16 protein-coding genes and 1 tRNA gene are annotated in these 15,970 nt (G+C 46.6%); 9 read left to right on the top strand and 8 right to left on the bottom strand.

From position 1 onward, the window contains the following. The first annotated feature begins 3 nt into the window (after positions 1–3). Together serS and RHEIN_RS02535 are read left to right on the top strand one after the other, a co-directional pair. Positions 4–1,296: a serine--tRNA ligase gene (serS, locus tag RHEIN_RS02530; protein ID WP_008897400.1), complete on the top strand. Its 1,293-nt coding sequence runs from the start codon at positions 4–6 to the stop codon at positions 1,294–1,296. Positions 1,297–1,359: 63 nt separating this feature from the next. Then, the gene (locus RHEIN_RS02535; protein WP_008897401.1) at positions 1,360–1,557 is read left to right on the top strand and encodes a hypothetical protein; all 198 of its coding nucleotides are present in this window, start codon (positions 1,360–1,362) and stop codon (positions 1,555–1,557) included. Positions 1,558–1,586: 29 nt separating this feature from the next. On the opposite strand, the gene RHEIN_RS02540 is transcribed toward RHEIN_RS02535, so the two are convergent. The 5 genes from RHEIN_RS02540 to RHEIN_RS02560 form a co-directional block, all read right to left on the bottom strand. Further along, positions 1,587–1,922, bottom strand: a complete 336-nt coding sequence (locus RHEIN_RS02540) for a TusE/DsrC/DsvC family sulfur relay protein (RefSeq protein ID WP_008897402.1) — start codon at positions 1,920–1,922, stop codon at positions 1,587–1,589. Continuing rightward, complete coding sequence (locus RHEIN_RS02545; protein WP_008897403.1) at positions 1,922–2,173, bottom strand: DsrH/TusB family sulfur metabolism protein; 252 nt, start codon at positions 2,171–2,173, stop codon at positions 1,922–1,924. Before RHEIN_RS02545 ends, RHEIN_RS02540 begins: the two co-directional genes overlap by 1 nt. Position 2,174: 1 nt before the next feature. Next, positions 2,175–2,528 carry a sulfurtransferase complex subunit TusC gene (tusC, locus tag RHEIN_RS02550; RefSeq protein ID WP_008897404.1) on the bottom strand — a complete coding sequence of 118 codons (354 nt, stop codon included), beginning with the start codon at positions 2,526–2,528 and terminating at the stop codon, positions 2,175–2,177. Then, a complete protein-coding gene (gene tusD, locus RHEIN_RS02555) occupies positions 2,528–2,890 on the bottom strand; it encodes a sulfurtransferase complex subunit TusD (protein WP_008897405.1) in 363 nt (120 codons plus the stop codon). The genes tusC and tusD overlap by 1 nt, the downstream gene beginning before the upstream one ends. Positions 2,891–3,193: 303 nt before the next feature. Next, complete coding sequence (locus RHEIN_RS02560) at positions 3,194–3,862, bottom strand: Bax inhibitor-1/YccA family protein (RefSeq protein ID WP_008897406.1); 669 nt, start codon at positions 3,860–3,862, stop codon at positions 3,194–3,196. Positions 3,863–4,030: 168 nt separating this feature from the next. On the opposite strand from RHEIN_RS02560, the gene RHEIN_RS02565 reads away from it, so the two are divergent. Then, positions 4,031–4,121 (top strand) — tRNA-Ser (locus RHEIN_RS02565). A gap of 198 nt (positions 4,122–4,319) precedes the next feature. Here RHEIN_RS02565 and sppA read toward each other — a convergent pair. Then, positions 4,320–6,203 (bottom strand): signal peptide peptidase SppA, encoded by a 1,884-nt coding sequence (gene sppA / locus RHEIN_RS02570; protein ID WP_008897407.1) that lies wholly within the window; start codon positions 6,201–6,203, stop codon positions 4,320–4,322. Positions 6,204–6,543: 340 nt separating this feature from the next. On the opposite strand from sppA, the gene RHEIN_RS02575 reads away from it, so the two are divergent. From RHEIN_RS02575 to RHEIN_RS02595, 5 genes are all read left to right on the top strand, one after another. Further along, entirely contained in the window at positions 6,544–8,562 is a 2,019-nt protein-coding gene (locus RHEIN_RS02575; RefSeq protein ID WP_008897408.1) for an oxidoreductase, read from the top strand. 401 nt (positions 8,563–8,963) lie between these two features. Next, entirely contained in the window at positions 8,964–10,196 is a 1,233-nt protein-coding gene (glgC, locus tag RHEIN_RS02580; protein WP_008897409.1) for a glucose-1-phosphate adenylyltransferase, read from the top strand. Between the two features lie 55 nt (positions 10,197–10,251). After that, positions 10,252–11,655, top strand: a complete 1,404-nt coding sequence (locus RHEIN_RS02585; protein WP_008897410.1) for a glycogen synthase — start codon at positions 10,252–10,254, stop codon at positions 11,653–11,655. A gap of 123 nt (positions 11,656–11,778) precedes the next feature. Continuing rightward, on the top strand, positions 11,779–12,339 hold the full coding sequence (locus tag RHEIN_RS02590; protein ID WP_008897411.1) for an NAD(P)H nitroreductase: 561 nt from the start codon (positions 11,779–11,781) through the stop codon (positions 12,337–12,339). 28 nt (positions 12,340–12,367) lie between these two features. Next, the gene (locus RHEIN_RS02595) at positions 12,368–12,673 is read left to right on the top strand and encodes a hypothetical protein (RefSeq protein WP_008897412.1); all 306 of its coding nucleotides are present in this window, start codon (positions 12,368–12,370) and stop codon (positions 12,671–12,673) included. Positions 12,674–12,742: 69 nt separating this feature from the next. Here the strand turns inward: RHEIN_RS02595 and asnS are convergent, their stop codons facing one another. Continuing rightward, a complete protein-coding gene (gene asnS / locus RHEIN_RS02600; RefSeq protein WP_008897413.1) occupies positions 12,743–14,143 on the bottom strand; it encodes an asparagine--tRNA ligase in 1,401 nt (466 codons plus the stop codon). 101 nt (positions 14,144–14,244) lie between these two features. Here asnS and RHEIN_RS02605 point away from each other — a divergent pair, with 101 nt between their 5' ends. Continuing rightward, complete coding sequence (locus tag RHEIN_RS02605) at positions 14,245–14,619, top strand: hypothetical protein (protein ID WP_008897414.1); 375 nt, start codon at positions 14,245–14,247, stop codon at positions 14,617–14,619. Here RHEIN_RS02605 and bioA read toward each other — a convergent pair. Further along, complete coding sequence (bioA, locus tag RHEIN_RS02610; protein ID WP_008897415.1) at positions 14,616–15,923, bottom strand: adenosylmethionine--8-amino-7-oxononanoate transaminase; 1,308 nt, start codon at positions 15,921–15,923, stop codon at positions 14,616–14,618. The genes RHEIN_RS02605 and bioA overlap by 4 nt on opposite strands. Positions 15,924–15,970 lie beyond the last annotated feature (47 nt).

A 15,970-nucleotide genomic window follows, 5' to 3' on the forward strand; every position in this document is an offset into this window, starting at 1 on the left:
ACTATGTTAGATGCAAAATTTTTAAGAGCCGAATTGGCTCAGACCGCCCAACGTTTAGCGGACCGTGGTTTTCAACTGGATGTTGCTACGCTGGAGACGCTGGAAGCACAGCGCCGTGAGTTGCAAATGGCGACTCAGGATTTACAGAATTCACGTAACACTAAATCCAAGGCGATAGGCCAGGCCAAAGCCCGTGGCGAAGACATCCAGCCATTACTGGCGGAAGTGGATGGTTTAGGTGCACAGCTGGAAGAGGCTAAGCAAAAGCTCGATGCGGTATTAGCCCAGTGGGATACTATTGTCAGCGCTATTCCAAACTTGCCTCATGAGTCTGTGCCAGCAGGTAAAGATGAAACCGGCAATGTGATGGTGCGTCAGTGGGGTGAAGCCCGTGCTTTTGAATTTGAACCTAAAGATCATGTGGCCTTAGGCGAAGCGCTGGACAAAGGTCTGGATTTTGAAAATGCGGTAAAAATCGCAGGTTCACGTTTTGTCGTGATGCGTGGGCAAATTGCCCGCCTGCACCGTGCTTTAAGCCAGTTTATGCTGGACTTACACACAGAACAGCATGGCTACACTGAGCTGTACGTGCCTTATCTGGTGAACGCTGCTTCATTGTACGGCACTGGCCAGTTGCCAAAGTTTGGTGCAGATTTATTCCATACCAAACCAGCCACTGAAGAAGGTGTGGGTATGTCGTTGATCCCAACGGCCGAAGTACCTGTGACTAACCTGGCTCGTGACTGTATTTTTGAACTGACAGAATTGCCACAAAAATACACTGCTCATACGCCGTGTTTCCGCAGCGAAGCGGGTTCCTATGGCCGTGATACCCGTGGCTTAATCCGTCAGCATCAGTTTGATAAAGTGGAATTAGTCCAGTTAGTGCATCCGGATCAGTCTTTTGCTGCTTTGGAAGAGTTAACAGGTCATGCGGAAAAAGTATTGCAGCTGTTAGGTTTACCATACCGCACTATGCTGCTTTGTACCGGTGACATGGGTTTTGGCTCAACCAAAACTTATGACCTGGAAGTGTGGTTACCGGCACAAAATACGTACCGTGAAATTTCTTCCTGCTCAAGCATGGGTGATTTCCAGGCTCGTCGTATGCAAGCCCGTTTCCGTCCGGGTGAAGGCAAAAAGCCAGAACTGTTACACACCTTAAATGGCTCAGGTTTGGCTGTGGGTCGCACCTTGGTTGCTATTCTTGAGAATTACCAGCAAGCTGATGGTTCTATTCAGATCCCAGCAGTGTTGCAGCCTTATATGGGTGGTAAAACGGAGATCCGCTGTTAATCTGAACTTTGTGTTCTTTTTGTAAGGAGCAGCTTTTCTGCTCCTTTGTACTGGGTAAAGCTGATGTCATTAATCAAAGAACAACAACAAAATTCAAAAAAGACTCCGATCCCTCGTCATGTGGTTGTGCGTAAAACCAGGCCGAATCCTGTAAAGACCATGTTGCGCTGGGTATATTGGTTGATATTGATTGGTGTACTTGCAGTGGTGGTGATCACCAGTTTTGAAGCCGGAATGGGCATGTACAAAGGGCTGAATTAACAGCCTTTTGTTTTTTTAAGCCCTTTGGTTCAGAGACACTTTGCCGGTTTTGGCAAACCGGCAATACGAGTGGCTTGTTTAGCCGGACCTTCCGGAAACAACAGAAATAAATATTTACTGTTGCCTTTATCTGCCCCCAGTTTTTCTCCCATGCTTTTCACCAGTAAACGTATGGCAGGAGAGGTTTGATACTCCTGATAAAAAGCACGGACAAAATTCACCACTTCCCAGTGTGCCTCTGTCATTTCGATCTGTTCTAACCGGGCAAATTCCTCTGCCAGCTCTGGTGTCCACAAAGTCAAATCAGCCAGATAGCCATGTTTATCCAGAGGGTAGCGCAAGTTATTTAAAATCAGTTCTGTCATCAGAGTTGTTGCTTCGCTTGTAGCACTAATGCAAACCACTGGCTGTCATTGAGTGCGGTAAAAGGTTCGGAGATCATCACGCCACGTGCTGCGGCATCTGTGGCCAGGCAATACATAGCACAAGGCAGGTTATTGAGCAGAGGGCTTTGCATTAAATACACAGCCTCTTGCCTTAATAAAACTTTATCTGCTGCATCGGCCAGGGTGAGCAAGGCTGGTAGCTGGTTGTGACTTAAATCAAATAGTCTCATATCAGGCCTTAATCAGATGCTGCTGCGTTAAAAGCAATTGGCTAAGCTCATGGGGCTCCAAAGGCTGAACATCCAGCATAAGCGCATTGGTTTGCAATTTACGTTGCCGTAACGATTCGGCGCAGATATACAACTGGTCAATATCGTACAGCTCAAACAGTTTAAAACTGCGTCTGAAGTCTTTGACCATTAAGCCAGAGCTGTCATCGGCTTTTAGCAACTGATACACAGCATCATCGCTAAATATAACGCTGACCTGATGGTCAACTGCAGCTAATGCAAAAATTAAGTCCAGACTTTCGCGGGCTTCAATACCTTGCAACGGCAACCTGGTCACTAACACAGCTATCTTCATCAAAATTGCACCAGTTTATCGACCTTTGCCAAACGCATCGCAAATTCAGCTAAACCAGCAGCTGTATAACCATGTGCTGGCTTTACCTCATCAGAGCAGACACCACGTTTCTCAGCAGCAGTGACACAAAACAGCAAGGGGATTTGATGCTGGCAGCAAAACTGATGTAGCCTGGCCGAAAGCTTGGGTTCGTCTGAAGGTAAATCAATCAGAGCCGAGGCTGCATACACTGCATCCCGGTATAAAAACACCGAATCCACAGTATGACCAGCCGCAACAGCCTGCTGCATAAAACGCAGGGCGCTGACAAAACTTTGGCCTTGCAATACCGGGCCTTCAATCAGAACGGCAAAACTGGTCATGTGTTTACCTTTCGCATCGTCATTATTCTAAATAACCCTTTACCGAAGGATATATGATATATAGCCAAAGTAATTGGAGTTGCAGGGAGGCGACCAGTGATCGAGACCCCAGGAGCATAGTTGTCCTATGTGCAATTGGATTGAAGCGAGAGTTCGCCGTTCACCTCAACCATCATACGCCACAAACTACTGGGGCGAGAGCACGCAGTCAACAAAGCTGCAGCTTCAAGTACGAAGGCTATAAAAATGCCCCGCACATTGGCGGGGCATTTTACTGCAACATCAGCTTATCTCAAGCCTTAATTAATCATCGCTGCCCATAATACCCAGTAACTGCAGTAACGAAGTGAACAGGTTAAAGATATTCAGGTATAAACCCACTGTAGCGCGGATATAGTTGGTTTCACCACCATTTACTATACGGCTGGTATCAAACAGAATTAAGCCAGACATAATCATCACTACAGCTGCGTTAATCGCCAGGTGCAGGGCAGGGATCTGGAAGAACATATTGGCTAAACCAGCCACTATCACCACAATCAGACCTACAAACAAGAAGCTGCCCATAAAGTTAAAATCTTTACGTGAGCTTAAAGCGTAAGCAGACAAAGAGAAAAATACGACGGCTGTTAAGCCTAAAGCTTGCATAATCAGCTCAGGGCCGTTTGCTGTAGCTGCAAAACGGTTCAGCAAAGGGCCAATAGAGGCGCCTAAACAGCCCGTTAAAGCAAATACCCAGAAAATACCACTGGCACTGTCTGCTTTTTTCTGTACGACAAAAATTAAACCAAAAGCCACCAGGGTAAATACCAGACCCAGGCCAAAACCGAAGTTCATCGCCATGGAAATACCGGCAGTGACAGCGCTGAATGCTAAAGTCATGGCCAGCAGGAAATAGGTATTACGTAGTACTTTGTTGACTTCAACGCTATGGCCGATATGGCCAGTTTGCGTGTTTTGGTTGTAGGACATTGCTGTTCTCTCCATTCAATAGTTACTTTTCTGACTTAATAATACTTGGGAAGTTCCCAAAGTGCCAGCAGTTATCTTTGTAAAACAATTCAATCATTTACCTTGTTTTATCAAAGTATAAAAAAATGCTTTTCTTTCGCAACTGATCTGATTATCATACGCGGCGCCGGAGGGGTGGCAGAGCGGTTTAATGCACCGGTCTTGAAAACCGGCGAAGGTTAATAGCCTTCCGAGAGTTCGAATCTCTCCCCCTCCGCCATTATTCCCAGAACCCGTATCAGCGAAAGTTGATACGGGTTTTACGTTTTTCTATCCTGCAAAACGCCCTCCGGGCCAACGCTGTCGCGTTGTTAAAAAAGGTTCCCGACCTTTTTGTTATGTTTTAGTGGATCTGATTTTTTCACAAGCAATAAAAAAGCCGCACGAGGCGGCTTCTTTAATCGACTTAAGACTTCACTTAGTTCACCGCAGTACAACTCATACAGACAGAGTAGGTGCCTTTTGGATCGTTAAACTGCTCCAGTACTTTAAAGTCCTGATCCACCTGAGTCACAATTTTCTTCAGCAGTGGGCTAAGGCTTGACTGGCTGGATTCAGGTAACAAAGCCTGTACTGTGCTTGAAGCAAACATATCACGCAGCAGTTGTTCTGTAGGTGTTAATTCCTGTTCCATCACTTTAATGTCGTATTGCTTTAAGCCTGCTTTTTCAGCAGCTGCCGCAATAGCGTCATCAAAGGTGCCCAGTTTATCCACTAAGCCAAACTCCAGTGCCTTGGTACCAGTCCAGACACGGCCCTGAGCAACCTGGTCAACAGCTTCTTTGCTCATATTGCGATTTTCGGCCACCATGCCAATAAAATCATCGTAGCCTTTGTTGATCAGCAGTTGGAAAATACCTGACATTTGTGGTGTTAAGCCTTTGAACAGCGGTAAACCTGAGCTTAAACCTGCTAATTCCGAGGTCGCTACGCCATCAATATTCAACCCTAAGACTGGCATGGCATTTTCCAGCGTATGGAATAAACCAAAGATACCAATAGAGCCTGTGATGGTAGTAGGGGAAGCCCAGATTTCGTTGGCTGGCGCTGCTATCCAATAACCACCTGATGCAGCCACTGCGCCCATAGAGGCTATAACAGGTTTGCCGGCAGCTTTTAACAGTTTGATTTCCTGACCAATAACTTCAGAAGCAAAGGCACTGCCACCACCACTGTCAATACGCAGAACCACAGCTTTCACTTTTTCATCAAAGCGGGCTCGACGTAACAAGGCGGCTGTGGTGTCTCCACCAATAGTACCGGCTTTAGCAGAACCGTCGATAATAGTGCCACGAGCTACCACTACTGCTACTTTTTCAGTCAGCGGGTTGTCGTAATGCGCTGGAGGCAAGACCAGATCCTGATAATCGTTAAACTGCACCTGATTAAAGCTGTGTTTTTTGTTTTCACCCACTAAAGCAATCAGGTCCTGACGGAATTCTTCGCGGGTTTTGATGCTGTCTACTAATTTAGAATCCAGCGCATACTGAGTCATATCACCATTCACTGCCTGCAGTTTCTGGTATAAAGCCGTGATTGTTTCGTCAAAGTTATCGACGGCAAAACCACGACGTTCAGCTACTTGTTGTTTGTAACTGGCCCATAATTCGTCTAGCCATGCCTTGTTTGCTTCTTTGGCTTCATCCGACATGGTGTCGCGGGTAAAAGGTTCTACTGCAGATTTATAAGTGCCAACTTTGAAGACATGAGTGGTCACTTTTAATTTTTCTAACGCAGATTTGTAATACATAGGGAAGCTGCCGAAACCTTCCAGCAAAACTGTGCCCATAGGGTTTAAGTTAATGCTGTCGGCGTAGGATGCCAGGAAGTACTGGTTCTGGCTGTAATAATCGCCTGTCGCCAGCACTTTTTTGCCGGCTGCTTTAAAGTCCTGCAATGCAGCACCTACCATGGTTAATTTATCCATAGAGCCTCTGCCAAAAGAAGACAGGTCCAGCACTATGGCCTTGATACGTTCGTCTTTTTGGGCTGCCTGAATGGTTTTCACCAGATCAGTGACTAAAATTTCCGGCTCTTCGTCCTGCGAACCCATACCTTCGCTAAGGATCTGGTCCAGAGGGTCAACATAACGTTTCTCTTCAACCAAATCACCGGACAAGTTCAGAATTAAAGCTGCACTTTCCGGGACTTCCACTTTATCGTCGCCGCTGAAAACAGAGACCAGTACCACGATAAATAAAATGGCAAAAATCAGATTAAAAGTGATGTGGCGAATCAGACTGATAGCGCGCCAAATACCACCAAAAAAGCGTCTTAAGATCCCAGGTTTTTTCTCAGACATATGATGTACCTATAGTTTTGGCAAAGTAATAAGGGCTTATGCTAACGAATTTACTGTCAAAGCTCAGGGGGAATTTGTAAGTAAATGTTTATTTACCCTTCGTACTTATAGCTGCAGCGTCGTTCACTGCGCTCCTCACCCCAGTAGTTTGTGGCAAATGATTGTTGCGATGACGGGCGAGGTCTCGCTTCAATCCAATTGCACATAGGACAACTATGCTCCTGGGGCCTCGATCGCTTGTTGCCTCGCTGCATCGTCAATTACTTTGGGTATCTCTTGCGATAACGCCGCAAAACGGCTACATTCTTTGCATTCAACAGGTACGACCAGAGAGAATGTTGTGGCATATCCGCATTTATTAGCCCCACTGGATTTGGGCTTCACTCAATTAAAAAATCGCGTCATTATGGGTTCTATGCATACTGGCCTGGAAGAAGAAAAACAAGGCTTTGATAAACTGGCTGCCTTTTATGCTGAACGGGCTAAAGGTGGGGTTGGTTTAATTATCACCGGGGGCATCAGTCCGAATTTTCGTGGCAATCTGGTGCCTTTTGGCAGCCAGCTCACCTGGTGGTGGCAGGCTGGTAAACATAAAAAGGTGACAGGAGCTGTGCATCAGCATGGCGGCAAGATATGTATTCAACTGCTGCATGCAGGCCGATATGGTTATCATCCATTTAGTGTTGCGCCAAGCAGTGTGCAATCACCCATTACACCTTTTAAACCAAAGGCTTTGTCTGACCGCCAAATTCGCAGCACTATTGCTGACTTTGCACATTCCGCCAAACTAGCCAAAAAGGCAGGGTACGACGGCGTGGAAATTATGGGGTCGGAAGGCTATCTGCTGAATCAGTTTTTATGCAGCCGTACCAATCAGCGCACTGATCAATGGGGTGGTAGTTTTGAAAACCGTTGCCGTTTTGTGCTGGAGATCTTAAAAGCGGTGCGTGAAGCCTGTGGCGAAGATTTTATTATTATTTATCGTTTGTCGATGCTGGATTTGGTGGAGGATGGTAACAGCTTCGAGGAAGTCATAGCTTTAGCTTCTTCTGCAGCCAAAGCTGGCGCAACTATGCTCAACACAGGTATTGGCTGGCATGAAGCCCGGGTGCCAACCATTGGTACTATGGTTCCCCGCGCTGCGTTTAGCTGGGTGACAGAGCAAGTTCGCAAACATGCCAGTATTCCTGTGATTGCAACCAACCGCATTAACGACCCGCAAGTAGCTGAAACTATTCTTGAATCAGGACAGGCGGATATGGTCTGTATGGCGCGGCCATTTTTGGCTGATGCAGATTTTGTTAATAAAGCCGCTGCTGATCAGGCGCATCTGATTAATACCTGTATTGCTTGTAATCAGGCCTGCCTGGATCATGTATTTCAGAAAAAACGCGCCAGTTGTTTAGTCAACCCGCGGGCTTGTTACGAAACTGAGCTGAATTTTGAAACAGCTGCTTCGAAGAAAAAAATTGCGGTCGTAGGGGCTGGACCAGCAGGTTTGGCTTTTAGTGTTTATGCAGCCTCCCGTGGTCATGAAGTCACTTTGTTTGATCGTGGCAGTGAAATTGGCGGTCAGTTTAACTACGCCAAACAAATACCTGGTAAAGAAGAGTTTTATCAGACGCTGCGTTATTTTGGCGAGATGCTGAAAGTCAACAAGGTGAATGTGCAGCTGAATTCTGAGCAAACAGCAGAAAGCTTGTCTGCTGGCGGTTATGATCATGTGGTTTTGTCCAGTGGCATCAAAGCCCGTCAGCTGGATATTCCGGGTTTTGATCACCCTAAAGTATTAAGTTATCTGGATGTGCTGAAACATCATAAGCCTGTTGGCCAAAATGTAGCAGTGATAGGTGCAGGTGGTATAGGTTTTGACGTGTCTGAGTATCTGACAGAACCTCATTCATTGACCTTGCAACCCGAAGCCTGGTTAAAAGACTGGGGTATAGATAAAGACTATCAAAGCCGTGGTGCTTTGTTGGCTGATGCGCCAGCACAACCTTCAGAACGTAAAGTATTTTTGCTGCAACGTAAAACCAGCAAAGTGGGGGCTGGCCTTGGTAAAACCACAGGCTGGATCCACCGCAGCTCGTTAAAGAAAAAAGGCGTGGAGATGCTGGCCGGCGTCAGCTATAACAAAGTTGATGATGCAGGTCTTTGGATCACTATTAATGGTCAGGAACGTTGCCTGGCAGTTGATAACGTCATTATTTGCGCCGGACAGGAGCCAGAACGGAGTTTGCATCAGCAACTGCTGGATGCTGGCCAACAAGTGCATTTGATAGGCGGTGCTGATGTTGCCGCTGAGCTGGATGCAAAACGGGCTATCCGTCAGGGGGCAGAACTGGCTGCCCGTCTGTAATAAAACCTCTGTAGTGAACTGGTTCCACCCAATACCAAGTGGGTGGAACTGTGTTTATCCTGTTTATTGCTTTGTTCTGATCGACCCCATGAAATATATTTTTCTAACTTTCACTTGCTAAGCCTACCTAATTCCCGCTATTACTCAGGTCGTGATTGCATTCGTATGCATAAAAGTTCTGTTCAATTCTGGTGCAATAGCGAATCTCTGCACCAAAATGGAATTTTGTCATACCTGTGTCATCTGTTGTTCCTAAATTAAATGTCCACAGAGGCGTTGATTCATTTGGAAAACAACAATTTTTTCAGGCTGTTGCCTGTTGTGGTATCAGCTTTGCTTTCACAAAAACAGAATAAAAAAGTAATAGTTAAATTGTCGGGTTTATTAACAGGGAGACTTATATGTCTGGTGTACTTACCATGATTTTAGCGGGGGGCGAAGGGACCAGACTGGCACCTTTGACCGGAGTCAGAGCCAAACCAGCAGTGCCCTTTGGTGGCAATTACAGGATTATCGATTTTGTACTGAATAACTTTGTGAATTCAGATCTGTTACAGATTTTTGTGATCACTCAGTTTAAATCACATTCACTGATGAAACATTTAAGCCGTGCATGGCGGGTCACAGGTTTAACCAACAGATTTATTGACCCTATTCCTGCGCAGATGCAAACAGGTAAGCACTGGTACCTGGGCACTGCAGATGCGGTCTATCAGAATCTGCATCTGATCCAAGGTATAGATCCGGAGCAAGTCTGCGTATTTGGTGGCGACCATATCTACAAAATGGATGTGCGGCAGATGTTAAACTTTCATCGGCAGAACAATGCGCTGCTGACTGTCGCTGCTATTCCTGTGCCTGTGTCTCAGGCTCATGAGTTTGGTGTCATTGAAGTCGACAGCACAGGAAAAATGGTCGGTTTTGAAGAAAAGCCTAAATCAAATCCTAAAACCATTCCGGGACGTCCTGATTATGTGCTGGCCTCTATGGGCAATTATATTTTCGACGCTAAAACTTTAGTTGAGGTGCTGAACGAAGATGCAGCTCAAATTGATTCAAAACACGATTTTGGTCATAACATTATTCCGAAGATGTACCCGGCAGGTAATGTGTATGTGTATGATTTTTCGACAAACATGATCCGAGGTGAGCAAGAGGACTCCAAAGGCTACTGGCGGGATGTGGGGACTATAGATTCTTACTATGAAGCCAACATGGATTTAATTTCAGTGCAGCCGCCGCTGGATTTATACAATAAATACTGGCCGCTACGCAGTTACACACCTCCTATGCCGCCTGCGAAGTTTGTGCATGACGAAGCCAACAGAACAGGGCAGGCAATCAGCTCTATGGTAGCCTCAGGTTGTATTGTCAGTGGTGCTATCGTGTATCAGTCTATTTTGGGATATAACACTGTAGTGCACAGTCATGCTTACATTGAAAAATGTGTATTGATGGGCAATAACGATATAGGACGGGGTTGCCGTATACGCCGTGCTATCATCGACAAAGATGTGAAAATAGCACCTAATACCATTATTGGAGAAGATCCGGTGCTGGACCGTCAGCGTTTCCATGTGTCTGCTGACGGTGTTGTGGTGATCCCAAAAGGGGCAATGGTAGGATTTGACTGATGCTGGGGCTGTAAAGGCCGCAGATCAAACAGCGGCCTTTAGTGGGAAATGATCAATGCGTGTGTTGTTTTTATGCAGTGAGTTTGAAGGTGTAATTAAAACCGGGGGTCTGGCTGATGCCAGCCGGGGTTTAGCTACAGAAATGCAAAAGTTGGGACATGAAGTCAAGGTAGTGCTGCCTCGTTATGGCAGCCTTTACTCTGTTCCGGTCGAAGAGAATTGGCAGTCCGTCTATTTTGCTTTGGGCGGACAGCCTCAGGGCTGCGCTGTCCGTCCTCTGTTAAATTCAGAAGTGCCGCTGGCACTGATTGAGCATCATGACTATTTCGGCCGGCCACGGCCTTATGATGACGGGCAAGATGCCTATCCGGATAATGCGTTGCGTTTTGCATTTTTCTGCAAAGCGGCTTTGCAGTGGTGTGTGGAGACAGGCTGGGTCCCTGATCTTATTCATGGTCATGACTGGCAAACTGGCATAGCGGCCTATTATTTAAAGCAGTTTTATCAACATGCTTTGCCTGGCACCAAAATGCTCTTTACCATTCACAATGGCGCTTATCAGCAAGCTTTATCTGCGGCTGACCGGGCTCAGACTGAAGTTTATCCATCCACTGCTATGGCAGGTTCAAGCATGCTGGCTTTGGGTCTGGCTTATGCGGATAAAGTAAATACAGTCAGCAAAGGTTATGCCACTGAATTATTGTCTGAACCTGCTGCAAATGGGCTGGCCGCTTTGTATCAGGCCCGGGGTGAGGATTTCTCCGGTATTCTCAATGGCTGTGATTATGAGCAGTGGGATCCGGCGACGGATCTGTATCTGACGGCTCAGTACAGTCGCACTAAACTCAAAGGCAAACTGGCCTGTAAAATTGAATTGAAGCAGCGTTATGGCCTTGAGCCAACCACGGCGCCACTTTTTGTCTTGGTGAGTCGGGTGACTGAACAAAAAGGTTTTGCTTATTTATTGCCAGCTTTGGAGCAATGGCTGGCTGAAGCCGATGCGCAAGTGCTGATGATGGGCACTGGGGATCAGGCTTATATTGGCCGATTGCAGGCTTTAAACGAAAAATTCGCCGGACGTTTTGTTTTTGTTGAAGGTTTTAATGAAGCTTTATCCCATCAACTGGAAGCTGCTGGTGATTTTTTCCTGATGCCATCTTTATTTGAACCTTGTGGCTTAAATCAAATTTACAGCTTACGTTATGGTACTGTGCCTCTGGTGCGTTTAACGGGCGGCTTAAAAGATACGGTACGTGATTTAGCCGATAGTGAGCCAACAGGCATAGGTTTTGTTGAACCAACGGCACAGGCACTGTTGGAGGCTTTAAACAGAGCTTTGAAATTGTATCAGCAACCTGAATGGTACAAAGAAGTGCAACAAAGGGGTATGCAACAGCGTTTTGGTTGGGCAGAATCAGCCTTGCAATATCAGCTGTTGTATCAACAGCTTCAGGCCTGATCCGGACTTTATTCTATTATTCCGCCCAGTCCTTGAGCAAACAACGACTACAAGTGCAAAAGCTGTTGTATGGACAAAATAAAGTTTGGTAGCCTTAACTGAGCTAAATCAAAGGGTTTCTATATGGATGCTGTTACGTTATTAACAACCCGCTATTCTTCTGCACGTTTAACCGAACCTGCGCCCAGTGGCGAAGCTCTGGCTATCATCAAACAAGCCGCCTTGCAGGTGCCTGATCATGGTCATTTAAGACCCTGGCGTTTTGTAGTGGTCAATGGCAAAAAGTCTCTGGAGAAGTTAGGCGATATTTTTGCCGAAGCTGCGCTTGAGGAAGATCCGTCTGTTGCCAATGAACTGATCGAGCGTGCCCGGCAGTTGCCTTTGCGTGCTCCTATGGTGATTGTTTGTATCGCCAAATGTGTTAATCACCCTAAAGTTCCTTTATATGAGCAAACCCAGTCGGCCGCTTGTGCTGTGATGGCGATGCAGCAGGCAGCTTTTGCCCAGGGTTTCGGTGGTATCTGGCGCACAGGCGCTTACACTCAGTATGAATTCGTAAAGCAGGCTTTTGAGCTGGGTGAAGACGATGAAATTGTTGGTTTTCTGTATTTAGGTACTTGCGCGCAGGAAGTTGCGGCCAAAGCACCTTTGGCTGTGGAAGAGTTTTTCAGCGATTACCAGTAATTAGAGCCCGAAGGATTGAAATCAGACCATGGATCAACGCAGTATTTTTATCAACCAGGTCAGGCAGCAGTTTGACCAGCTGTTCCAGGCGAAAAAAGCTGGTCAGAACGTACTGGCATTAAAACACAGGGCTGAAGGTTTTTTTTATGCAGGGGAGTTACTGGGACTGGTCGATAAAGCTTTGTTACAGCAACTGATGGAGCAAAGTTACCTTGAGGTCTTCGGTGTCGCTTTGTCCAAAGCGACCTCTTATCAGACTGAACGCAAGCAAGCCTTAGAAAACGAGTTTTATCAGTACTTTGAAGAACCGGCTTTTAACAGGGTGCGTAACTAAAGCTGCTTCGTCAGTTTAATGCCAGAAAAAAGGCCTCAAATGAGGCCTTTTTGCTTTAACAGCTCTAGCTTAGAAATCAGCATTGCCTGGTGTACGAGGGAAGGCGATGACATCACGTACGTTGCCCACACCAGTGACATAAGACACCAGACGCTCAAAACCTAAACCAAAACCAGCATGTGGCACTGTGCCGTAACGGCGCAGGTCGCGGTACCAGCTGTAATCTTCTTTATTCAGACCCATCTGGTCCATACGGGCATCCAGCTGTTCTAAACGTTCTTCACGCTGGCTGCCGCCTATGATTTCACCAATACCTGGTGCCAGAATATCCATAGCAGCCACAGTTTTGCCGTCTTCATTCATCCGCATGTAGAAGGCTTTGATGTCTTTTGGATAGTTTTGCAGAATAACTGGAGCACCTACATGCACTTCAGCTAAGTAGCGTTCGTGTTCAGACTGTAAATCCACACCCCATTCCACAGGGTAATCAAATTTCTTACCGCAGTTTTTCAGAATTTCAACCGCGTCTGTGTAATCCATACGAACAAAACTTGAGTCGATCATGTTTTGCAGACGGCTGACTGCATTTTCGTCCACACGTTCAGCAAAAAACGCCATATCGTCAGCACGTTCTTCCAATACTGCTTTAAACACAAACTTCAGCATGTCTTCAGCCAGCTGCGCCACGTCTTTTAATTCAGCGTAAGCCACTTCGGGTTCAATCATCCAGAACTCAGCTAAGTGACGGGTGGTGTTTGAGTTTTCAGCACGGAAGGTCGGACCGAAGGTGTACACCTTAGACAAAGCGCAGGCATAAGTTTCAACATTCAACTGGCCTGATACCGTCAGGAAAGTTTCCTTACCGAAAAAGTCCTGTTTGTAATCAATAGCGCCTTTATCATCGCGTGGCAGGTTTTCCATATCCAGCGTACTAACACGGAACATCTCACCAGCGCCTTCAGCATCAGCACCTGTAATGATAGGCGTGCTGATCCAGTAGAAACCACGTTCGTGGAAGAAACGATGAATAGCCTGAGCTAAGCAGTGACGTACACGGGTGATAGCACCAACCATGTTAGTACGGGCACGTAGATGCGCCTGTTCACGCAGGTATTCCATGCTGTGGCGTTTTGGTGCCATAGGGTAGGTGTCCGGGTTTTCAACCCAGCCAACTACTTCAACAGTAGATGCCTGGATTTCAAAAGCCTGACCCTGACCTTCTGATCTGGCGATAGTACCAGTCACAATGACAGAACAGGCTGTCGTCAGACGTTTCACTTCGTTTTCGTAATTATTCAAATCAGCCGGAGCAACGGCCTGAACTGCATCAAAGCAGCTGCCGTCGTGCACGGCTAAAAATGAAATCCCGGCTTTGGAATCACGCTTAGTGCGGATCCACCCTTTTACTGTGACTGTATCGCCCACCTGATACTGGCCAGACAGCACATCTTTGATTACTGCATGCGTCATGCAACCTGCTCCAACTTACTTAAGAAACTGTAAAAACCCAAAAGCAGACATCATACTGAGGCAAAGACTGAACACAAGTAAAAATTGTGAGGAATTCCAAAATGAGCGCTTCAGAGCCCGATCTTAAGCCAAAAGAGCGTCGTAAAGGCGCAGATTGGCTGATGTTGCTATTGGCAATGCTGAATCTGGGCGCCTGGTTTTTATTGATTATGGGTCTGGCATTGGCGCATGTGGCCAAACCTGAGTTTAACAGTGGTCTGGTGCAGTACTGGGGCATTGCCATTGAACAGGAATGGGATAGGGAACTTGTGGTAAAGCTGGAAGTGTTAGTGCGCTGGTGTCTGGTATTTACTGCAGCCACCTTGGTATTGCATCAGTTTCGCAATAGACGCCGTGACGATGGCTGGCGCTTAAACTTATTTTTTCTGCTGTTTTTAAGCGCCGTGGTGTTGTTTGTGTTTTCGACTATTGATTAAGCCCCTGGTAAGGCTTTTACGTCTTTTTGCTGGACCTGATGGCTCAAAAGGCACAATGCAGAGGTCAGTTTTGAAAGCTGTGTTGGGCTGATGATATAAGGCGGCATTAGATACAGCAGCTTACCAAAAGGCCGGATCCAGACACCCAGTTCAACAAAAGCTTTTTGCATCGCCGCCACATCGACATTCTGTTTCATCTCGACCACACCTATAGCACCCAATACCCGTACATCAGCGACATAAGGCGATAAACGGCAGGGTTTAAGTTCCAATTTTAATTGCTGCTCTATGGTTGCAACCTGAGCTTGCCATTGATTCTGCTGCACCAGTTGCAGGCTTTTTAGCGCCACAGCACAAGCCAGTGGATTGGCCATATAAGTAGGGCCGTGCATTAAAGCTGGCACTGCGCCTTGTGCTATGCCGTCTGCGACTTTGTCGTTGCACAAAGTCGCGGCAAGCGTCAGATACCCACCTGTTAAGGCTTTGCCCAGACAAATAATATCCGGGCTGATGTCTGCATGATTACAGGCAAACAATTTCCCGGTCCGACCAAAACCTGTGGCTATTTCATCGGCAATGAGTAGCACCTGATACTGATCGCACAGCTTACGCGCCAGTTTTAAATAATCCGGATGATAAAACCTCATACCACCGGCGCCTTGCAATATAGGTTCGAGAATAAAAGCCGCTAAGTGCTGGTGATGCTGTGCAAATAAAGCGGTCAAAGCCTGCTCATCTTCAGGCAAAAATTCTCCATCAAACTGACTTTGTGGCGCTGGGGCAAAGAGCTGCGGAATAATTTGATCTTTAAACATCGAATGCATGCCGTCTATTGGATCGCAGACCGACATAGCGGCAAAGGTATCGCCGTGATAGCCTTTTTGGATTGTCAGTAAACGGTTTTTCTCTTGCTGACCTAAACCTAACCAGTACTGCAGCGCCATTTTAATCGCCACTTCGACGGATATAGAGCCGCTGTCGGCAAAAAAGACTTTAGTTAAACCCTGTGGCACCATCTGCAGTAATAACTTCGCCAGATCTACTGCAGGCTGATGGGTAATACCACCAAACATCACATGGCTCATTTTCTGACTTTGGGTCACCAGAGCTGCATTTAATTCAGGATGATTGTAGCCATGAATAGCAGCCCACCAGGATGAAGTGCCATCAACCAAGGTTCGGCCATCCTCCAGCATCAGCTCGCAGCCATGGGCGCTAACCACAGGATACACAGGCAAAGGTGTGCTTAAAGAGGTGTAGGGATGCCAGATATGCTGACGGTCAAACTCACGATCTATGCTCATAAAATAACCTGAAGTAAACTTTGTGAACTGGTTGGCGTTGACATGGC

Origin of the sequence: Rheinheimera sp. A13L (genome assembly GCF_000217935.1) — a bacterium.
GTDB lineage: Bacteria > Pseudomonadota > Gammaproteobacteria > Enterobacterales > Alteromonadaceae > Pararheinheimera.